The organism is Falsihalocynthiibacter sp. CO-5D18 (assembly GCF_041205445.1).
In the GTDB taxonomy this organism is placed as follows: Bacteria; Pseudomonadota; Alphaproteobacteria; order Rhodobacterales; family Rhodobacteraceae; genus Falsihalocynthiibacter; species Falsihalocynthiibacter arcticus.
The window spans coordinates 104,956-121,434 of record NZ_JBGFCF010000002.1; the positions used below are offsets into that span (position 1 = coordinate 104,956).

Genomic DNA, 16,479 nt, shown 5'->3' on the forward strand with positions numbered 1-16,479 from the left:
GGGGTGGGCCGCACAATCGGGCCATGATTGGTCCGCCCCTTTTTGTTTTTAACGAGTAATTGATTACTTGGATTCTTGCATTTCCATGACTTCAATCCCGGCCTCATTGGTGAAGGTCAACGTGGCGTCGCTGAGCGTGTATCCCGTGACCTGAAGGAGCGCTTCGGTAATGTCCCCTTGGAACCTCATATAGGGGTCTTCGCAGGCCATCATGGTCGTTGGCATGTTGGTGGGAAACGTGATCGTGCCCTCGCCGATTTCGGCCTCCCCTCCGAGATTGTTGCAGGTGGTTTGGATGGCAAACGCACCGTTCTGCGCAAACTCTACCATCGGTACGCGATCTGCGACGATCACATTGCCGCCAATACTCGTCACAACCCAACTTGTATCTTCAAGGGTAGCACGTGGGGCGGGTATTTTTTGAACCACGATTTCCACCTCGGATGGCGCGTCGCGCGTAATCACCAAATACGCGGATGTGGAGCGAAACAACACCTCGTCCATATGCTCAATTTCCGCATCCACGGAATAGGTAAATCGAGGGTCGATCATGTTGTCGTCATAATCCAAGCTAAACGGCTGTGGCACTCCGTTCAACGCATAGACCTTGGTCGAGAGTTCCATCGATGGCGCATCAGCGCGGGACACATCAAGCAGGCGCACGGTGAGCGTCGCCTCGGGCGGCAAGGCAATGCGTTCAAGATAGGTCACGGTGCCCGATACCGTTCCAGCGGTGGCGGCGAACGTGCTTAGGGCAACCGTCGCGCATGCGAGGCTAAACGTCTTGAAGGGGTAATCCATCCGAAAATCCTTTTCTATGTTTTCATCAATAAAGATGGGCGTTGAAATTCAAATATCCAGCCTGCCGACGGTATATTCGCAATGTGGTTCACATTAAATGAGACGGATGGAACGACGCGCCTTTTTGCTGAATTTTGGTTTACGATTTTTGCCGTATGAAATGGGAATGGCTCGGCGCGTCTGGCAATAAACTGCCTTCTGCATCAAATTCTGTGTCCGCGTTAAAGACGATTTTTGGCAGGCTTTCAAATTGAGAAATCGTCTGTGCGTGGCCCTCAAGCTCGGACCGTAAGCGTGCTTTCAACGCCACTTCATTTGCACCTTCGTGATAGCCGTGAATGCCATGTAAAACCCGAGGCTCAAGGACGTCAAACCCGAGATAGCGCAGCGTATAGGCCAAGGGCCACAACAGCATTCGGACGTCGCCTTCCTTGCCGTTGAAGGCGCTTTCGGCGGAATTCGCCCCCGTGGTGGCGCAAAAAAGGACGGTTTTCCCTTCGCACATTCCGTTGTCAAAACGTTGGTCGATGGTGTGAAGCGCCCCTTGTGCAAAAACCCGATCACACCACCCCTTCAGAATGGCAGGCGGCGCAAACCACCAAATCGGGAAGTGAAAAATGATCCGATCCGCCGCACGGATCTTCGCAATTTCCTGCGCAACATCCTCTGGCAAAGAGTTCGTGTCCGCGGCGGCCTCCTGGGCCTTTAGAACGTCAAAAAAACAGGTCTTTCGGGCGCTGGCATAATGGTCGGCTTTCTCGCTGGGATCGAAGTTCAACGCATAGAGGTCGGACCACATAACCTCGTGTCCGTCGGCCTCTGATGCTTGCGCACTGGCCTGTGCCCAGCTGCTGTTGAAGGACTGTTTTTCTGGATGGGCAAGTACAATCAGGGTGCGGGGCATGAAGGCGGTCCTAGTGTCATCAAAGGCGAATTAAGAGGTTTATTTGGCGGTCGTATAGGTAAGCGTATGGAATCTAAATTTTGCGCGTCCCTGCTTGTCTGACGACTTCGGCGATTTGGGCGAGTTGATCGGACAATGGGTTGGTTTTGCGCCAAACCATGCCGATGGTCCGCGAAGGGCGGGGCGCGGCTAGACGGAACACCGTAACCGCTGCGGAGCTTGTCTCGATCGGAACGGCCATTTCGGGAATCAGGGTCACACCGATTCCCGCCCCAACCATCTGGACCAATGTCGATAGGGAACTCCCCTCCATGAGGTCGCGCGGCATAGTCGAAGACATCTTGCAAAACGAAATGGCCTGATCGCGAAAACAATGGCCTTCTTCAAGCAAAAGTAGCCGCATTTCGCGTAACATTGCAGAGTTTGGAACCGGTAAATCGGCGTCTTTTAGGGGCCGCACCAAAACGAATTCTTCCTCAAAGAGGGTCTCCTCATGCAAGGACGGTTCGGAAATCGGGAGGGCGACGATGGCAGCATCCATGCGGCCTCCGACCAGATCCTCAATCAGTTTTTGGGTTACCGCCTCGCGAGGGCGCAGGTCCAATCCGGGGTACTGACGGAAAAGTTCTTTGATGACATCGGCCAAAAGATACGGCGCAACGGTTGGGATGACCCCGATCCGAAGCCGCCCAATGAGTGGGGTTTGTGACGCCCGCGCCATATCTTCAAGCTCGTCAACTGATCGTAGAATATCGCCCGCACGTTTTGCAAATTCTTCGCCAAAACTGGTTAGGCGAATTTGCCGCGCGCCGCGTTCGACCAGCGGAGTGCCGATCAATTGTTCCAGTTCTTTGATCTGAACGGAGAGGGCAGGTTGGGTAATGGCGCAGGACTCAGCGGCGTGCCCAAAGTGGCCAAATCGCGCGAGGGCATCGAAATAACGCAGATGTTTCATAGAGAGTCGACTCATTAGAAAATACTATCATTGGGTTTAGAAAATGCAATTTGTATTATGGTTCTGGTCTGCTAGCTTTAGAAGGAATGGATAGTTTCAGGGCGAGTTCTTCGAGCTACTCGCCTTGTCACGTAATTCAAGTAACGCGGCTTCTGACGGAGGAAAACATGGACGGTAATGATAAAGATACGGTCGGCAAGTGCCCTGTGATGCACGGCGGAAATACGGCTTCGGACAAGTCGGTTATGGCGTGGTGGCCTAATGCGCTTAACCTCGGCATTTTGCACCAGCATGATTCCAAAACCAACCCGATGGGTGCGGATTTTGACTATCGCGAAGCCGTAAAAAGCCTTGATGTAGAGGCGTTGAAAAAAGACGTTCATGCCCTGATGACGGACAGCCAAGAGTGGTGGCCTGCCGACTGGGGGCATTATGGTGGCCTGATGATCCGCATGGCTTGGCACTCGGCGGGAACCTACCGCCTTGCCGACGGTCGCGGGGGCGGTGGAACGGGCAATCAACGTTTCGCGCCGTTGAATTCTTGGCCCGATAACGTCAGCCTCGATAAGTCACGTCGCTTGTTGTGGCCGATCAAAAAGAAATACGGCAATAAATTAAGCTGGGCTGACCTGATGATCCTTGCAGGCACAATTGCCTATGAATCCATGGGGTTGAAGTCGTTTGGATTTTCCTTTGGGCGCGAAGATATTTGGCAGCCTGAGATCGACACTTACTGGGGTTCGGAAAACGAATGGTTGGCTGCGAGTGACAACCGTTATGAAAACCTAGAAGACCCTTCCACGATGGAAAACCCGCTTGCCGCCGTGCAGATGGGCTTGATCTATGTGAATCCCGAAGGCGTGAACGGCACCCCCGATCCGCTCAAAACCGCGCTACATATCCGCGAAACCTTTGCTCGCATGGCCATGAATGACGAAGAAACCGTGGCCCTTACGGCGGGTGGTCACACGGTGGGCAAGACCCACGGTAATGGCGACGCAAGCCTCTTGGGCGACGCGCCGGAAGGGGCTGGCATTGAAGAGCAGGGCATGGGTTGGAAAAATCCGGTAGGCAAAGGCGTGGGCCGCGAAACGGTCTCGAGCGGAATTGAAGGGGCGTGGACGACAAACCCAACCAAGTGGGATAACGGCTATTTCGAGATGCTTTTCGGGTATGAATGGGAGCTAAAGAAAAGCCCTGCAGGCGCGTGGCAATGGGAGCCAATCGACATCAAAGAAGAGCATATGCCTGTTGATGTCGAAGACCCGACGATCCGCTGTATGCCCATCATGACCGACGCCGACATGGCGATGAAAATGGACCCGGCCTATCGCGCAATCTCAGAGAAATTTGCCAAGGATCCCGCGTATTTTTCCGAAACTTTCGCACGCGCTTGGTTCAAGCTCACCCACCGCGATATGGGCCCCAAAACCCGTTACCTCGGTCCCGATGTGCCACAAGAAGAGTTGATCTGGCAGGACCCAATTCCCACGGGGCAAACGGATTATGATGTTGAGGCAGTTAAGGGCCGTATCGCAGCGAGCGGTTTGACCCTGAGCGAAATGGTCTCGACAGCATGGGACAGCGCGCGGACCTATCGCGGCTCGGACATGCGCGGCGGTGCCAATGGTGCGCGCATTCGCCTCGCACCCCAAAAAAATTGGGAGGGCAATGAGCCTGTCCGTTTGGCGAAAGTGCTGGGTGTGCTTGAAAGCATTGCAGCAGAAAGCGGTGCAAGTCTTGCGGATGTCATTGTCCTCGCGGGGAATGTCGGCGTCGAGCAAGCGGCCAATTCTGCGGGATATCCGGTGTTGGTTCCCTTCGCTTCAGGGCGTGGAGATGCCACGGAAGAGATGACCGATGCCGAGTCTTTTGATGTTTTGGAACCGCTGGCCGATGGCTATCGCAACTGGCTCAAGAAAGACTACATTGTTAGCCCAGAAGAATTGATGTTGGATCGCACGCAACTCATGGGCTTAACGGCCAATGAAATGACGGTCTTGGTTGGTGGCATGCGGGCTATGGGCACCAACTATGGCGGTTCAAAACACGGTGTGTTCACGGATCGCGCTGGTGCCCTTACCACAGATTTCTTCGTTAATCTGACGGATATGGCCAATTCGTGGCATCCGGTGGACGGAGGCACCTATGAGGTTCGCGACCGAACTTCGGGCAAAGTGAAGTGGACCGCGACACGCATGGACCTCGTGTTTGGCTCCAATTCCATCCTGCGCTCCTACGCTGAAGTCTATGCGCAGGATGATAATTCCGAGAAGTTTGTGACGGATTTTGTCGCAGCTTGGGTGAAGGCTATGAATGCGGATCGCTTTGATATAGCTTAATAAAACGGCATCCTTGGGCGGGTATTGTGCTCGAGGATGCCCCTTCATTGCACTTAGTCTAGCGTTTGGCGATACCGTTTGAGCGCAATCGCGACGATCACCAACATGATAATGCTGATGTTCGTGAGATCACCCAGAATATCGCTAATGTCGGCCCCTTTGAGCATGACCTTGCGCACGAGACGCAAGAAATGCGTCGCGGGGATCGCATTGCCAATCATCTGCGCCCACACGGGCATGGCGGCAAAAGGGAACATGAATCCCGAGAGCAGGATCGTTGGCAATAGCGTGAAGAACGAGATTTGCATGGCCTGCATTTGGCTGCGCGCGACCGTCGAGATCAGGAAGCCAAGCGCAAGATTGACGACGATATAGAGGTTAAACCCCACAAAGAAGGCGAAGGGCGATCCGATGAAAGGCACGCCAAATAACACCTGCGACGCAATCAAGAAAACCACGGTCTGAACATATCCAACTAAAACATACGGGAGGATTTTTCCGAGCATCACTTCGAGGGGCCGCACAGGTGTCGCAATCAGCGTTTCCATCGTGCCCTTCTCGGTTTCGCGAACAATCGCGACCGCCGTGATCATCACCATCGTCAGCGATAATATGACCCCCAAAAGGCCGGGGACAATATTGATTGAGGTGTTGCCCTCGGGGTTATATTGCCGATGAACCACAACGCTAATTGGTGGTTGGACCCCAGCGGCATAGCGCAGGGGGCCGGTCAGTGTCTGCGCCATCGCGATGTCAATAATACCCCCCATCGCCGACGCCCCACCCCCGACCGCAGCGGGATCAGAGGCGTCGGCAGACAGGAGTATTTCGGGGGAGAACCCACGTAAAATGTCTCGCTCAAAGTTGGGGGGCACCACCACCAAGAAATTCGCCGATCCGTCGCGCAGCGCTTTGTCTCCTTCTTCGCGGCTGGTTACGATGCCTTGAAAATCAAAATAAGTGGACGATTTCATGCCCATAAGGATCGCCCGCGTCACTGGCCCTTCGTCCGACATTTCAACGAGCGTTGGAAGGTTATGAGGATCGGAGTTGATCGCGTAGCCAAAGATAAGGAGTTGCATGATCGGAACGCCGATCATCATCACAAAGGTGATTTTGTCGCGCCGCATCTGGACGAATTCCTTTGCCAGAACAGCCCATAACCGCGCAGGTGAGAACGACCATTTCATGGTTTGGCCCCACTGAAATTGTCGTCAACGCCGGTCATCAGATAGATGAAAGCTTCTTCCAGCTCGGCCTCTTTTTGAACCCAGGTGTATATATTTTCGGTGTTGTATCGCGCCGCGAGTGCTTTGAGTTTTGCCTCATCTGTCCCCGACACATGCAAAACGGCGCCAAAGCGGGCGACCTGACCAACATCGGCATCCTGCCGGAGTAAGGCTTCAAGGTCCGAAATTTCAGGGCCCGTGACGCGCCACGTATAGAGGCCAATCATGCGCGGAATGTCATGCGCGGGCCCTGCGATAAGTTTTTTCCCATAGGCGATGTAGGCGATGAAATCGCATTGCACCGCTTCGTCCATGTAGTGGGTTGAAACGAGAACGGTCACGCCTGCTGCCGACAGGGAGCGTATTTCATCCCAAAAATCGCGCCGCGCTTTTGGGTCGACACCGGCCGTGGGTTCATCGAGCAACAATAGGGTGGGTTTGTGGATCAAACATGCCGCCAGCGCCAAACGTTGCTTCCACCCGCCCGACAACGTGCCCGCCAATTGGTTTGCACGGTCAGCGAGGCCTAAGTCGCTCAATGCCTCTTGTACACATTTCTTGCGGTTCTTAATCCGGTACATTCGCGCCATAAAATCGAGGTTTTCACGGATCGTCAGGTCCTCGTAAAGCGAGAACCTTTGGGTCATATATCCCACGTTTTCTTTGATGCTGCCTTGTTGCGACAGGATATCAAACCCAAGGCAGGTACCCGCGCCCTCATCCGGCGTGAGCAACCCGCACATCATACGGATTGTCGTGGTTTTGCCCGAACCATTGGGGCCAAGAAAGCCGTAAATAGCCCCCTTGGGTACCTCCATATCAAAGCTGTCCACCACCCTTCGCCCGCCGAAAACCTTGGTCAGGCCTGTAACGGATATGGCAAATGGTTGGGTCAATCGCGTGGCCTCAACGTGAGGGGTTGTCCGGGCAAAACATCACCCGCATTCTCCAGTATAGCTTCGGCCCGAAACACCAGCCGCGACCGCTCCTCGCGACTGTAAATGATGGGAGGCGTGTATTGCGGCGTCGCGGCAAGGCGCGTCAGATGCGCGGTGATTTCGTCAGGGCAACCACTGCAGGCGACATCAAAAATTTCACCTAACGACACACTGGCGCGCTCGCCTTCAGGGATGAAAAACAAAGCCTTCAAGCTTGCCGGAGGGAGGATCGAGACGACCGGAGCACCTGCCAAAGCAACTTCGCCCTGCTCGTAAAACACCTTGTCAACACGCCCTCCAATCGGAGCTTTGACGGTGGTGTCATTCAGGGCGGAACGGGCGCCTTCAAGTTGGGCGAGGGCGGCGTCATGGGTGGCTTCGGCGGCTATCCTTTGGGAAACCCGCGCAGGCAATTCGGCGACGTGTAGTTGTGCTTCAAACTGGGCGACACGTGCGTTGGCCCCTTGTAACAAAGCCGTATCGGTATCGACGCGGGCTTGCGAAACGGACCCCGTTTTGGAAAGGCGTTGGGTGCGCTCCAATGTCGACTGGGCAAGGCGTTGATCCACCTTGGCGGAATCAAGTGAGGCGTGGATCACGGCGATCTCTTCGTCACGGCTTCCTGTCGCTAGATTTTCCAGATTTGCTTGCGCGACAGCAACTTGGGCCTGCGCCGCATGTAAGGCCGCGGTCTGGTGGCTGTCGTCGATTTGAAACAGCGTCTCAAGCGCAGAAATGGACTCGCCTTCTCGCGCGCGCATATTCACAATCCGACCCGCGACAGCAGACGCAACATAGACGTAATCACCCTCAGCATAGCCGTTATATTCCAGAACAACGGGCTCCCCAAAACTTGGAAAAATGGCGTTGATGATGACGATCAGCCAATTCGGAAGGGAGTTCATCTCGCTATCCTTTCTGGGGTTCGAGGCCTGCGTTTAGGATCAAAAGGTGGTTCTCAATTAGGCGGTCCAAATGAAATCCACCCTCTGGTTCGATCCCGAATATTTCGTAAAAAATGATGTGTGCGAGGATCGGTCCGATCACAGTTCGCGCGGTTAGTTCGGGGTCGATGGGCCGAATATGGCCTCCTTCGACACCCTGCGCCAAAAGCGTCGAAAGGGCGGGAATGGCGCGGTCTAAAACGGCGGTGCGAAATAGCGTGGCAATCTCTGGGGCTGCGGGAGCTTCATGGATTACGATCAAGGGGACGGCTCGGTTGCGTTTGTCCGTCAAGACCTTCCCCATCATTCGTAAGAATTGCTCAATAGCCGGGCGGGGATCCCCTTTATGACGCGAAATATTGTCAAATAGAGCATCCGTTAAGGGCGCGATTGTGCGACTTACCAAGCCCGCAAGTATGGCCTCTTTGGAGGGGAAATACAGGTAGACGGCCCCCTTGGAAATACCCGCGCGTTGGGCGACCTGATCCACACTTGTTCGTGCAAACCCTTGATCAATAAAGAGGGCAAGGGCCGCATCCAAAACCTCATCTGGGCGTGCGTTTGCACGTCGGCGAAACTTTGGTTCTGGTTTCTCTGATGGGGACATGTGAAAATTATAACTGACTTGATGGTCAGTAGCAAGGGCTTTCCAAGTTAGGCATAGTGATCGTGGATGCATTTGAAAGCGCCTCAAACATCGGGTTGTGGCTACTAGAAATCTAAACTAAGCATTGCCCCAACGATTGTTTGTCCACGTACTTGTGGCCAGACACCATATTTTATCCGTCGGGGGGCCCATTAGGGCTGAGAGGTGCTTGCACCGACCCGTCGAACCTGATCCGGGTTATACCGGCGTAGGGAACGGGTACTTTGCGCAAATATCGCGCAGACTCTTTCTTTCGCTGGCATGCCCCAACTCGATGGAGATGCGCCAGTGACATTCACGACCCCAATCGCCCTAACAATAGCAGGCTCGGACAGCGGCGGTGGTGCAGGTGTGCAGGCTGATCTCAAGGCAATGTCGGCGAATGGATCGTTTGGGGCCAGCGTCATAACAGCCATCACAGCGCAAAACACGAAGTCAGTAACCGCCGTTCATGAGGTGCCTGCCGATGTTGTCGCCGCGCAGATCGAGGCGGTCCTTGCCGATATTCAGGTCCGCGCTATTAAGCTCGGGATGTTGTTTTCGATCTCGATCATTGACGCTGTCGCGCGGTGCCTCACCGATTTTAAAGGTCCCATAGTTGTTGATCCGGTGATGATCGCCAAATCCGGTGACTCGCTTTTGCAAGACGCTGCCATTGAAGCAATGGTTACGCAAATCCTCCCCCTCGCCACGTTACTTACACCCAATTTGCCCGAAGCTGCTCGCCTGTTGGGCGAGCCCCAAGCGCACACATTGGCCGAAGTCACGGCGCAAGGAATGCGCCTTTTGGCCATGGGGCCGAGCGCGGTTTTGATGAAAGGCGGCCACGCAGAAGGGGAAACTTGCTCAGATATTTTGATTGAGGCGGGCGGCGTGGTGATAACGCTTTCTGCGCCCCGCATCGCCACCCGTAATACCCACGGCACTGGCTGTACTTACGCCTCCGCAATCGCGGCAAACCTGTCCAAGGGGTTGGATTTGCATGCATCCGTAGTCGCCGCGCATAGCTATTTGCAAGGCGCAATCGCCGCCGCGGATCAGTTGCAAATTGGCCAGGGCCAGGGCCCCGTTCATCACTTTTATGGACAATGGTAATGCATGACATCACAATCATCGGCGCGGGCGTCGCGGGCCTGTGTGTGGCGCGCGCCTTGTTGGATCGCGGCGCCCATGTCACGGTTATTGATCGCCACGCCAACCCGGGGCCACAGGCTTGCTCATGGTGGGCAGGTGGAATGCTTGCCCCGTTTTGCGAGGGTGAAAGCGCCGAAGAACCTGTGATCCGACTTGGCCAAGAGGCCGCCAACTGGTGGGAAGCGAAAACGCAGACCGTACATCGCAACGGTTCGCTTGTGGTTTCGCCGACGCGCGACAAAGCGGACCTGACCCGATTTGCACGACGCACGACCAACTTTCGAGAGGTCACTTCGGACGAAATCTCAACGTTAGAGCCTGATTTGGCCGACCGTTTCACCAAAGGGCTTTACTTCGAAAGCGAGGCGCATCTGGCACCCCGCGAAACTTTGACGCGATTGCAGGCAAGTTTGGTGGCGGATGGCGCGGTGTTTGAACAGGCCGAAGCCGACCCCGAGGATTTTGCCCAGCGAGGCCTTACGATTGATTGCCGAGGGTTTCAGGCCCGCGATCAAATCGCCGATCTGCGCGGTGTGAAGGGCGAGATGCTTGTGCTCTCCTGCCCCGAAGTTACGTTAAGCCGCCCCATCCGCCTTCTGCATCCACGCGTCCCGCTTTATATTGTTCCACGCGGCGACGGCGTTTTCATGCTGGGCGCAACGATGATTGAAGGCCGCGCAGGCAAGCACGTCACCGCTCGCGCGCTGCTCGAACTGCTGAGCGCAGCCTATGCTCTGGCGCCCGCCTTTGGCGAGGCCGAGGTATTGGAAATTGGCGTCGATAGTCGCCCTGCATTTCCCGACAACCTGCTGCGCATTCGCCGTGAGGGAAACCTTATCCGCGCCAACGGCCTGTATCGGCATGGGTTCCTATTGGCCCCCGCGTTGGCGCGCATGGTGGCGGAATTAATCTTTGATAACAAACAGCCGGAGGTAATGGATGAAACTTCAAATTAATGGCGAACCCGTGGACATTCAGATTGGCACGTTAGCAGATCTGCTGGAGGCCCGAGGGTTTGGGGAAGCTAAAGTTGCGACTGCTGTGAACGGCCAATTTGTTCCCGCCACCGCCCGTGCCGATTTCGCGATCTCCGACGGCGATAGGATCGAAGTCCTTGCCCCGATGCAGGGGGGATAAAGGATGCGTGATTTTTATGGCACGACCCTTGCCAATGGTTTCATGCTCGGCACCGCGCAATATCCGTCCCCTGCGATCTTAGCAGATGCGTTTAAGCGGAGTGGGGCGAGTGTCGCGACGGTTTCGCTGCGCCGCGAGAGCGGACAGGATCGGGCGGGGCAGGATTTCTGGCGTCTGATCCGTGACCTTGGCGTGCATATCCTTCCCAATACCGCGGGCTGCCACAGCGTCAAAGAGGCCGTCACGACCGCTCATATGGCTCGCGAAGTTTTCGACACAAAATGGATCAAGCTCGAAGTGATTGGCGAAGAGGACACGCTGCAACCTGATGTTTTTGGGCTGGTTGAGGCTGCCCGTATTCTTAGCGAGGACGGCTTTCAGGTTTTCCCTTACACCACCGAAGATTTAGTCGTCGCGGATAGGTTGCTCCATGCGGGCTGCGAGGTTTTGATGCCTTGGGGCGCGCCGATTGGGTCGGGCTTGGGGTTGAATAATATTTTTGGATTACGGGCGATGCGAGCCCATTTTCCGGATGTGCCCTTGGTGATCGATGCGGGGCTTGGCCTGCCTTCCCAAGCGGCACGCGCAATGGAGCTTGGGTTTGATGCTGTGCTCTTAAACACGGCCGTTGCAAAAGCGGGCGACCCCGCCGCGATGGCCGAAGCATTCGCCACCGCGATACGCGCCGGACAGATTGCAGTGATTGCCGACCCGATGGAGCCACGCGACATGGCTGCGCCCTCAACCCCCGTTATCGGAAAGGCGTTTCTCGAATGAAGCTTGATCGATTTTACCCCATTTTTGACAGCGCGGACTGGCTCGAACGCCTCGTCCCATTGGGAATCAAACTGGTGCAATTGCGAATGAAGGATGCAAGTGCAGACCACCTTCGCGCCCATATCTGGCGGGCGAAATCCGTCTGTGCGGATCATGGTTGCACGCTGGTCATCAACGATCATTGGCGCCTCGCGATTGATGCGGGGTGTGATTATATCCATCTGGGGCAGGAGGACCTTGAGGACGCGGATATCGCGGCCATTCAATCAGCTGGCATGCGCCTCGGGATCAGCACCCACGACAAAGCGGAACTCGCCCGCGCCCTTGAACTTCGCTCGAATTACATCGCCCTTGGGCCCATCTATCCGACCATCCTCAAGAAAATGAAATGGCATGAACAGGGCATCGAGAAACTAACGACATGGCGCACCCTGATTGGGGATACGCCCCTGATTGCGATTGGCGGAATGCGCATCGACCGCGCGGCGGGGGCCTTTGAGGCTGGCGCGGATGTTGTGGCCGCCGTCACCGACATTACCTTGAATGACAGTCCCGAAGACCGCGTCCGCGCTTGGTTGGCGGCAACACGATGAGCAGATACGCGCGCCAGACCACCCTTCCCGAAATTGGCGAGGCTGGACAGGCCGCCTTACGAGCAGCGCGGGTGCTGGTTGTAGGCGTCGGCGGACTTGGTGCGCCTGTGCTTCAGTATTTGGTGGGGGCCGGCATTGGGTACCTCACTCTTGTTGACAGCGATGTTGTTTCGCTGTCCAATCTTCACAGACAAACGCTCTTTCGAGAAGAGGATGTGGGTCTATTAAAGGCAAAAGTGGCCGAAGAGACCCTTCAACGCCTGAATGCCGATTGCGAAATTAGTTGCGTTACCTCCGCGCTCACCCCCGCAAATGCGCAGCACCTTGTTGCGCATAGCACCCTTGTTTTGGATTGCGCTGATAGTTTCGCCACAAGCTATACCCTCTCCGATATTTGCCATGCGACGGGGGTTCCTTTGATCAGCGCCTCAGTACTTGGCTTCGCGGGATATGTGGCGGGGTTTTGCGGCACCGCGCCATCCTTGCGGGCAGTATTCCCCGACCTGCCAGACCGCGCAGCAACCTGTGCAACCGCAGGCGTCATGGGACCCGTCGTTGGCATGATCGGCGCCGCACAAGCACAGATGGCCATAAGTTATCTAACTGGGCAATCCCCGTCTCCCCTCGGCCAACTCCTCAGCTTTGATATGCAAAATTTCCGCACGGGTGGCTTCCGATTTGATAGCGCCCCAGAGCCAAGGGCTGACCTTGGGTTCATCGCGGCATCGGATATTTCCCCGACTGATTTTGTGGTGGAGTTGCGCGACGCAACAGAAGCCCCAATCCCCGTCACGCAAACTGCAAAGCGCCTTACCGTCGCGGAGTTTGCAGACCAAAAACCCACGCCAATCGCGGGCCAGCGCGCAGTTTTCACCTGCCGGTCTGGTTTGCGCGCATGGCAAGCCGCCACTCACCTTCGGACCTACTGGACCGGAGAAATATCCCTCATTGCAATGGGCGACACGCCACATACCGAAAGGCAGACCACATGAAATTAACCTCCCTAACCACCGCATTTACCCTCGCGGCCACCCCCATTATGGCCGCAGATCAAATGACGTTGCTGCTTGATTGGTTTGTGAATCCCGATCACGGCCCCATCATTGTCGCCCAAGAAATGGGGTATTTTGCGGATCAAGATTTGGAGGTGAACATTATTGCCCCAGCCGACCCGTCCGATCCCCCGAAACTTGTTGCTGCTGGCAAGGCGGATTTGGCGATATCCTATCAACCGCAACTGCACCTCCTCATTCATGAGGGACTGCCGCTGCAACGGGTTGGCACGCTTGTTGCGACGCCATTGAACTGCCTCCTAGCGCTGGCGGATGGACCGATCAAATCGCCAGCGGACCTCGCAGGCAAGAAGGTTGGCTTTTCTGTGGGCGGCGTTGAAGAGGCGGTGATGGGGGCGATCCTGAACCACAACGGACTGACCCTAGATGATGTCGAAATGGTCAATGTGAACTGGTCGTTGTCGCCCTCGCTTATGTCTGGGCAAGTTGATGCGGTCATCGGCGCGTATCGGAATTTTGAGTTGAACCAAATGGAAATCGAAGGCGTCGAGGGCAATTGCTTTTTCGTCGAAGAAGAGGGCCTGCCCGCCTATGATGAGCTGATTTATGTGGCCAACCCCGACACGATGGACAAAGAGATGATCGCTCGCTTCTTGGCCGCAACCGAGAAAGCGACGCAGTATATCGTCAATCATCCTGAAGAAAGCTTTGAGGTTTTCGCGAGCACCTCCGCCGAATTGCAAGACGAGTTAAACGCCCGCGCTTGGGTTGATACATTCCCGCGTTTTGCGTTGCGCCCAACGGCGATGGATGTGGGCCGTTATGCGGCGTTTGAAGCTTTCCTGAATGAAGCGGGACTGATCCCCTCGCAGAACCCTGTTTCAAAAATCGCCATCGATGTGACAGCGAAATGATAGCGCCGGATTATGGTAAAACCTTCGCGCTTTGGCGCGAGGGGGCCGCGGAACCGTGGCAAGATTATACCCGCCACGCCTTTGTCGAAGGCTTGCGCGACGGGTCTTTGCCGCGCGAAGCGTTTGTGCAGTACCTCATTCAGGACTATGTGTTTCTCGTTCACTTCTCGCGCGCGTGGTCCCTTGCTGTGGTCAAATCCGAAACGCTTGAGGAAATGAAGGTTTGCGCTGCGACCGTTGACGCACTTGTCAATCACGAGATGTCGCTTCACGTGTCGGTTTGTGCCGCCGAAGGGATTGACGAAGCAACGCTTTTTAACGCGACCGAAGCCGTCGAAAACCTTGCCTACACGCGCTATGTTTTGGATGCGGGCCTGCAGGGGGATTTCCTAGATTTGATGGCAGCCTTGGCGCCCTGCGTTATGGGGTATGGCGAAATTGGCCTGCGGTTGGCCGAGAGCAAAGCTCCCGACACGCCATATGCCGATTGGATCAACACCTATGCCGACCCCGGATATCAGTCGGTTTGCACCAGCGTTGGTTCCATGATCGATGGTGCCGTCGCGCGGCGAATTGGGAAACTCGCAATGTCGCCACGCCGTGATGCTTTACAGGATCGCTTTTCTATGGCCACGACTCTTGAGGTTGGTTTCTGGCAAATGGGCCTCAGCACTCAATGACGATTCCCCCAAGCATACGCCTCGCGGGGAAGCACCGTATCGATGGGAAGCTGTTGTTCGATGCGGACCTCTCCTTGCACGCAGGCCAATGGACGTGCTTACTCGGGCGGTCGGGTGTCGGAAAATCGACCGTGTTGCGGCTGATCCTTGGGCTGGAAACGGGGGGACAGTTTGACGGCACAATCGAGGCCTCGGATGGTTTGAGCCTCGCTGGACGTATCAGCTATATGGCGCAATCGGACCTGTTGTTGCCGTGGTTGTCCGTTCTGGAAAATATCTGCATTGGTGCCCGCTTGCGGGGAGAAACTCCCGATTATTCCCGTGCAACTGCCCTATTGGAACGGGTTGGCCTCGCAAAACACATCACGCAGAAACCGACCTCTTTATCGGGCGGGATGCGCCAGCGTGCGGCCCTCGCGCGTACGCTTATGGAAGATCGGCCCGTTGTCTTTTTGGACGAGCCATTCTCGTCGCTTGATGCCGGAACCCGCGCGGATATGCAGGAGTTGGTCGCGGAAGTTATGGCGGATCGTACCATTTTACTCGTCACACATGATCCCGCCGAAGCGGCCCGATTGGCCGATCAGATCATCATTCTGTCCGCGCAAAACGCAACGGTTTGGCCAACCCCTGATACGCCCGCATTGCGGGAAATTAACGATCCACAAACGCTCTCCTGCCAAGCCCGCTTGTTGGCCTATCTGCGCGAGGTGCCGGCATGAGGCGACGCGATATCCTTTTTGCGGTCTTGCTTGGTCTCGCTTTGTGGCAAGCTGCGGTGTTGCTTACACATGCTCCGCATTATATTTTGCCTTCCCCTTGGCGCGTGGCAAAGGCCGCCTATAAAAGCCGCGTTATCCTTGCGGAAAATGCGTGGATTACGAGCGTTGAAGTCTTGCTTGGTCTTATCCTTGGATCGGTGTTGGGCGCGTTAACCGCAATCCAGTTAACGCTTTCAAAAACCTCAGAGCGGCTAATCTTGCCGCTGCTTGTGTTCACGCAAGCCGTACCCGTTTTCGCGCTCGCGCCGTTGCTGACCCTTTGGTTTGGCTATGGTATGGGGTCGAAAATCGTCATGGCGATCCTCATTATTTACTTTCCCGTAACCACGGCGTTTCATGACGGCCTGACCCGCATTGACGGGGGATACCGTGATTTGTCGGTTTCGATGGGGGCGGGAAAATTCCACTTCATGCGGTACGTGCAAATTCCAAACGCGCTGCCAAATCTAGGCACCGGACTTAAGCTGGCCGCGGTATATGCCCCAATCGGCGCGGTGATCGGCGAATGGGTTGGCGCTTCCAAAGGGCTTGGATACCTCATGTTATTGGCCAATGGCCGCGCTAAGATCGACTTGATGTTCGCAAGTCTCATTGTGCTGGCCTGTTTGACGGTTCTCCTCCACATTACCGTTGGTAATCTGGCTGCACGCTTAACAAGGTATGCGGAGGGGACGACACACCACACGTGAC

Annotated in this window: 18 protein-coding genes and 1 riboswitch; of the genes, 11 read left to right on the forward strand and 7 right to left on the reverse strand. The window is 55.6% G+C overall.

Annotation, left to right across the window (positions count from 1 at the left end; all coding sequences use genetic code 11):
* Positions 1 to 63 precede the first annotated feature (63 nt).
* The 3 genes from AB9F27_RS03025 to AB9F27_RS03035 all read right to left on the reverse strand — a co-directional run bounded on the left by AB9F27_RS03025 (position 64) and on the right by AB9F27_RS03035 (position 2,675).
* Positions 64 to 801 (reverse strand): YbaY family lipoprotein, encoded by a 738-nt coding sequence (locus tag AB9F27_RS03025; protein ID WP_335585054.1) that lies wholly within the window; start codon positions 799 to 801, stop codon positions 64 to 66.
* A gap of 139 nt (positions 802 to 940) precedes the next feature.
* Positions 941 to 1,705: an NAD(P)H-dependent oxidoreductase gene (locus AB9F27_RS03030; protein ID WP_335585055.1), complete on the reverse strand. Its 765-nt coding sequence runs from the start codon at positions 1,703 to 1,705 to the stop codon at positions 941 to 943.
* A 73-nt stretch (positions 1,706 to 1,778) separates the two neighbouring features.
* Positions 1,779 to 2,675 carry a hydrogen peroxide-inducible genes activator gene (locus AB9F27_RS03035; protein WP_039001640.1) on the reverse strand — a complete coding sequence of 299 codons (897 nt, stop codon included), beginning with the start codon at positions 2,673 to 2,675 and terminating at the stop codon, positions 1,779 to 1,781.
* 152 nt (positions 2,676 to 2,827) lie between these two features.
* On the opposite strand from AB9F27_RS03035, the gene katG reads away from it, so the two are divergent.
* On the forward strand, positions 2,828 to 5,002 hold the full coding sequence (gene katG, locus AB9F27_RS03040; RefSeq protein ID WP_335585056.1) for a catalase/peroxidase HPI: 2,175 nt from the start codon (positions 2,828 to 2,830) through the stop codon (positions 5,000 to 5,002).
* A gap of 53 nt (positions 5,003 to 5,055) precedes the next feature.
* On the opposite strand, the gene AB9F27_RS03045 is transcribed toward katG, so the two are convergent.
* From AB9F27_RS03045 to AB9F27_RS03060, 4 genes are read right to left on the reverse strand one after another with little or no spacing between them, the layout of a single operon-like run.
* On the reverse strand, positions 5,056 to 6,192 hold the full coding sequence (locus AB9F27_RS03045; protein ID WP_335585057.1) for an ABC transporter permease: 1,137 nt from the start codon (positions 6,190 to 6,192) through the stop codon (positions 5,056 to 5,058).
* Positions 6,189 to 7,127 carry an ABC transporter ATP-binding protein gene (locus AB9F27_RS03050; protein ID WP_335585058.1) on the reverse strand — a complete coding sequence of 313 codons (939 nt, stop codon included), beginning with the start codon at positions 7,125 to 7,127 and terminating at the stop codon, positions 6,189 to 6,191. The genes AB9F27_RS03045 and AB9F27_RS03050 overlap by 4 nt, the downstream gene beginning before the upstream one ends.
* Positions 7,124 to 8,074, reverse strand: coding sequence for an HlyD family efflux transporter periplasmic adaptor subunit (locus tag AB9F27_RS03055; RefSeq protein ID WP_335585059.1), 951 nt, complete (start codon positions 8,072 to 8,074; stop codon positions 7,124 to 7,126). The genes AB9F27_RS03050 and AB9F27_RS03055 overlap by 4 nt, the downstream gene beginning before the upstream one ends.
* A 4-nt stretch (positions 8,075 to 8,078) precedes the next feature.
* The gene (locus AB9F27_RS03060; RefSeq protein WP_335585060.1) at positions 8,079 to 8,792 is read right to left on the reverse strand and encodes a TetR/AcrR family transcriptional regulator; all 714 of its coding nucleotides are present in this window, start codon (positions 8,790 to 8,792) and stop codon (positions 8,079 to 8,081) included.
* Positions 8,793 to 8,890: 98 nt separating this feature from the next.
* Positions 8,891 to 8,991, forward strand: a riboswitch (TPP riboswitch).
* A 29-nt stretch (positions 8,992 to 9,020) separates the two neighbouring features.
* On the opposite strand from AB9F27_RS03060, the gene thiD reads away from it, so the two are divergent.
* From thiD to AB9F27_RS03110, 10 genes are read left to right on the forward strand one after another with little or no spacing between them, the layout of a single operon-like run.
* Positions 9,021 to 9,854, forward strand: a complete 834-nt coding sequence (gene thiD / locus AB9F27_RS03065) for a bifunctional hydroxymethylpyrimidine kinase/phosphomethylpyrimidine kinase (protein ID WP_369757516.1) — start codon at positions 9,021 to 9,023, stop codon at positions 9,852 to 9,854.
* A complete protein-coding gene (locus AB9F27_RS03070) occupies positions 9,854 to 10,849 on the forward strand; it encodes an FAD-dependent oxidoreductase (protein WP_335585062.1) in 996 nt (331 codons plus the stop codon). Before thiD ends, AB9F27_RS03070 begins: the two co-directional genes overlap by 1 nt.
* Complete coding sequence (thiS, locus tag AB9F27_RS03075; RefSeq protein WP_335585063.1) at positions 10,833 to 11,030, forward strand: sulfur carrier protein ThiS; 198 nt, start codon at positions 10,833 to 10,835, stop codon at positions 11,028 to 11,030. The genes AB9F27_RS03070 and thiS overlap by 17 nt, the downstream gene beginning before the upstream one ends.
* Before the next feature lie 3 nt (positions 11,031 to 11,033).
* Positions 11,034 to 11,807, forward strand: a complete 774-nt coding sequence (locus tag AB9F27_RS03080; protein ID WP_335585064.1) for a thiazole synthase — start codon at positions 11,034 to 11,036, stop codon at positions 11,805 to 11,807.
* Positions 11,804 to 12,400, forward strand: a complete 597-nt coding sequence (locus AB9F27_RS03085) for a thiamine phosphate synthase (protein ID WP_335585065.1) — start codon at positions 11,804 to 11,806, stop codon at positions 12,398 to 12,400. The genes AB9F27_RS03080 and AB9F27_RS03085 overlap by 4 nt, the downstream gene beginning before the upstream one ends.
* Complete coding sequence (locus AB9F27_RS03090; RefSeq protein WP_335585066.1) at positions 12,397 to 13,392, forward strand: HesA/MoeB/ThiF family protein; 996 nt, start codon at positions 12,397 to 12,399, stop codon at positions 13,390 to 13,392. Before AB9F27_RS03085 ends, AB9F27_RS03090 begins: the two co-directional genes overlap by 4 nt.
* A complete protein-coding gene (locus tag AB9F27_RS03095) occupies positions 13,389 to 14,327 on the forward strand; it encodes an ABC transporter substrate-binding protein (protein ID WP_335585067.1) in 939 nt (312 codons plus the stop codon). Before AB9F27_RS03090 ends, AB9F27_RS03095 begins: the two co-directional genes overlap by 4 nt.
* Complete coding sequence (locus tag AB9F27_RS03100) at positions 14,324 to 15,007, forward strand: TenA family protein (protein ID WP_335585068.1); 684 nt, start codon at positions 14,324 to 14,326, stop codon at positions 15,005 to 15,007. The genes AB9F27_RS03095 and AB9F27_RS03100 overlap by 4 nt, the downstream gene beginning before the upstream one ends.
* Complete coding sequence (locus tag AB9F27_RS03105; protein WP_335585069.1) at positions 15,004 to 15,729, forward strand: ABC transporter ATP-binding protein; 726 nt, start codon at positions 15,004 to 15,006, stop codon at positions 15,727 to 15,729. The genes AB9F27_RS03100 and AB9F27_RS03105 overlap by 4 nt, the downstream gene beginning before the upstream one ends.
* On the forward strand, positions 15,726 to 16,478 hold the full coding sequence (locus tag AB9F27_RS03110; protein ID WP_335585070.1) for an ABC transporter permease: 753 nt from the start codon (positions 15,726 to 15,728) through the stop codon (positions 16,476 to 16,478). Before AB9F27_RS03105 ends, AB9F27_RS03110 begins: the two co-directional genes overlap by 4 nt.
* Position 16,479 lies beyond the last annotated feature (1 nt).

Excerpts from the sequence above, each read along its gene's own strand:
- AB9F27_RS03025 (WP_335585054.1), bottom strand. The coding sequence starts at position 801 with ATGGATTACCCCTTCAAGACGTTTAGCCTCGCATGCGCGACGGTTGCC.
- AB9F27_RS03030 (WP_335585055.1), bottom strand. The coding sequence starts at position 1,705 with ATGCCCCGCACCCTGATTGTACTTGCCCATCCAGAAAAACAGTCCTTC.
- AB9F27_RS03035 (WP_039001640.1), bottom strand. The coding sequence starts at position 2,675 with ATGAGTCGACTCTCTATGAAACATCTGCGTTATTTCGATGCCCTCGCG.
- katG (WP_335585056.1), top strand. The coding sequence starts at position 2,828 with ATGGACGGTAATGATAAAGATACGGTCGGCAAGTGCCCTGTGATGCAC.
- AB9F27_RS03045 (WP_335585057.1), bottom strand. The coding sequence starts at position 6,192 with ATGAAATGGTCGTTCTCACCTGCGCGGTTATGGGCTGTTCTGGCAAAG.
- AB9F27_RS03055 (WP_335585059.1), bottom strand. The coding sequence starts at position 8,074 with ATGAACTCCCTTCCGAATTGGCTGATCGTCATCATCAACGCCATTTTT.
- AB9F27_RS03060 (WP_335585060.1), bottom strand. The coding sequence starts at position 8,792 with ATGCATCCACGATCACTATGCCTAACTTGGAAAGCCCTTGCTACTGAC.
- thiD (WP_369757516.1), top strand. The coding sequence starts at position 9,021 with ATGCCCCAACTCGATGGAGATGCGCCAGTGACATTCACGACCCCAATC.
- AB9F27_RS03070 (WP_335585062.1), top strand. The coding sequence starts at position 9,854 with ATGCATGACATCACAATCATCGGCGCGGGCGTCGCGGGCCTGTGTGTG.
- thiS (WP_335585063.1), top strand. The coding sequence starts at position 10,833 with ATGAAACTTCAAATTAATGGCGAACCCGTGGACATTCAGATTGGCACG.
- AB9F27_RS03080 (WP_335585064.1), top strand. The coding sequence starts at position 11,034 with ATGCGTGATTTTTATGGCACGACCCTTGCCAATGGTTTCATGCTCGGC.
- AB9F27_RS03085 (WP_335585065.1), top strand. The coding sequence starts at position 11,804 with ATGAAGCTTGATCGATTTTACCCCATTTTTGACAGCGCGGACTGGCTC.
- AB9F27_RS03090 (WP_335585066.1), top strand. The coding sequence starts at position 12,397 with ATGAGCAGATACGCGCGCCAGACCACCCTTCCCGAAATTGGCGAGGCT.
- AB9F27_RS03095 (WP_335585067.1), top strand. The coding sequence starts at position 13,389 with ATGAAATTAACCTCCCTAACCACCGCATTTACCCTCGCGGCCACCCCC.
- AB9F27_RS03100 (WP_335585068.1), top strand. The coding sequence starts at position 14,324 with ATGATAGCGCCGGATTATGGTAAAACCTTCGCGCTTTGGCGCGAGGGG.
- AB9F27_RS03105 (WP_335585069.1), top strand. The coding sequence starts at position 15,004 with ATGACGATTCCCCCAAGCATACGCCTCGCGGGGAAGCACCGTATCGAT.
- AB9F27_RS03110 (WP_335585070.1), top strand. The coding sequence starts at position 15,726 with ATGAGGCGACGCGATATCCTTTTTGCGGTCTTGCTTGGTCTCGCTTTG.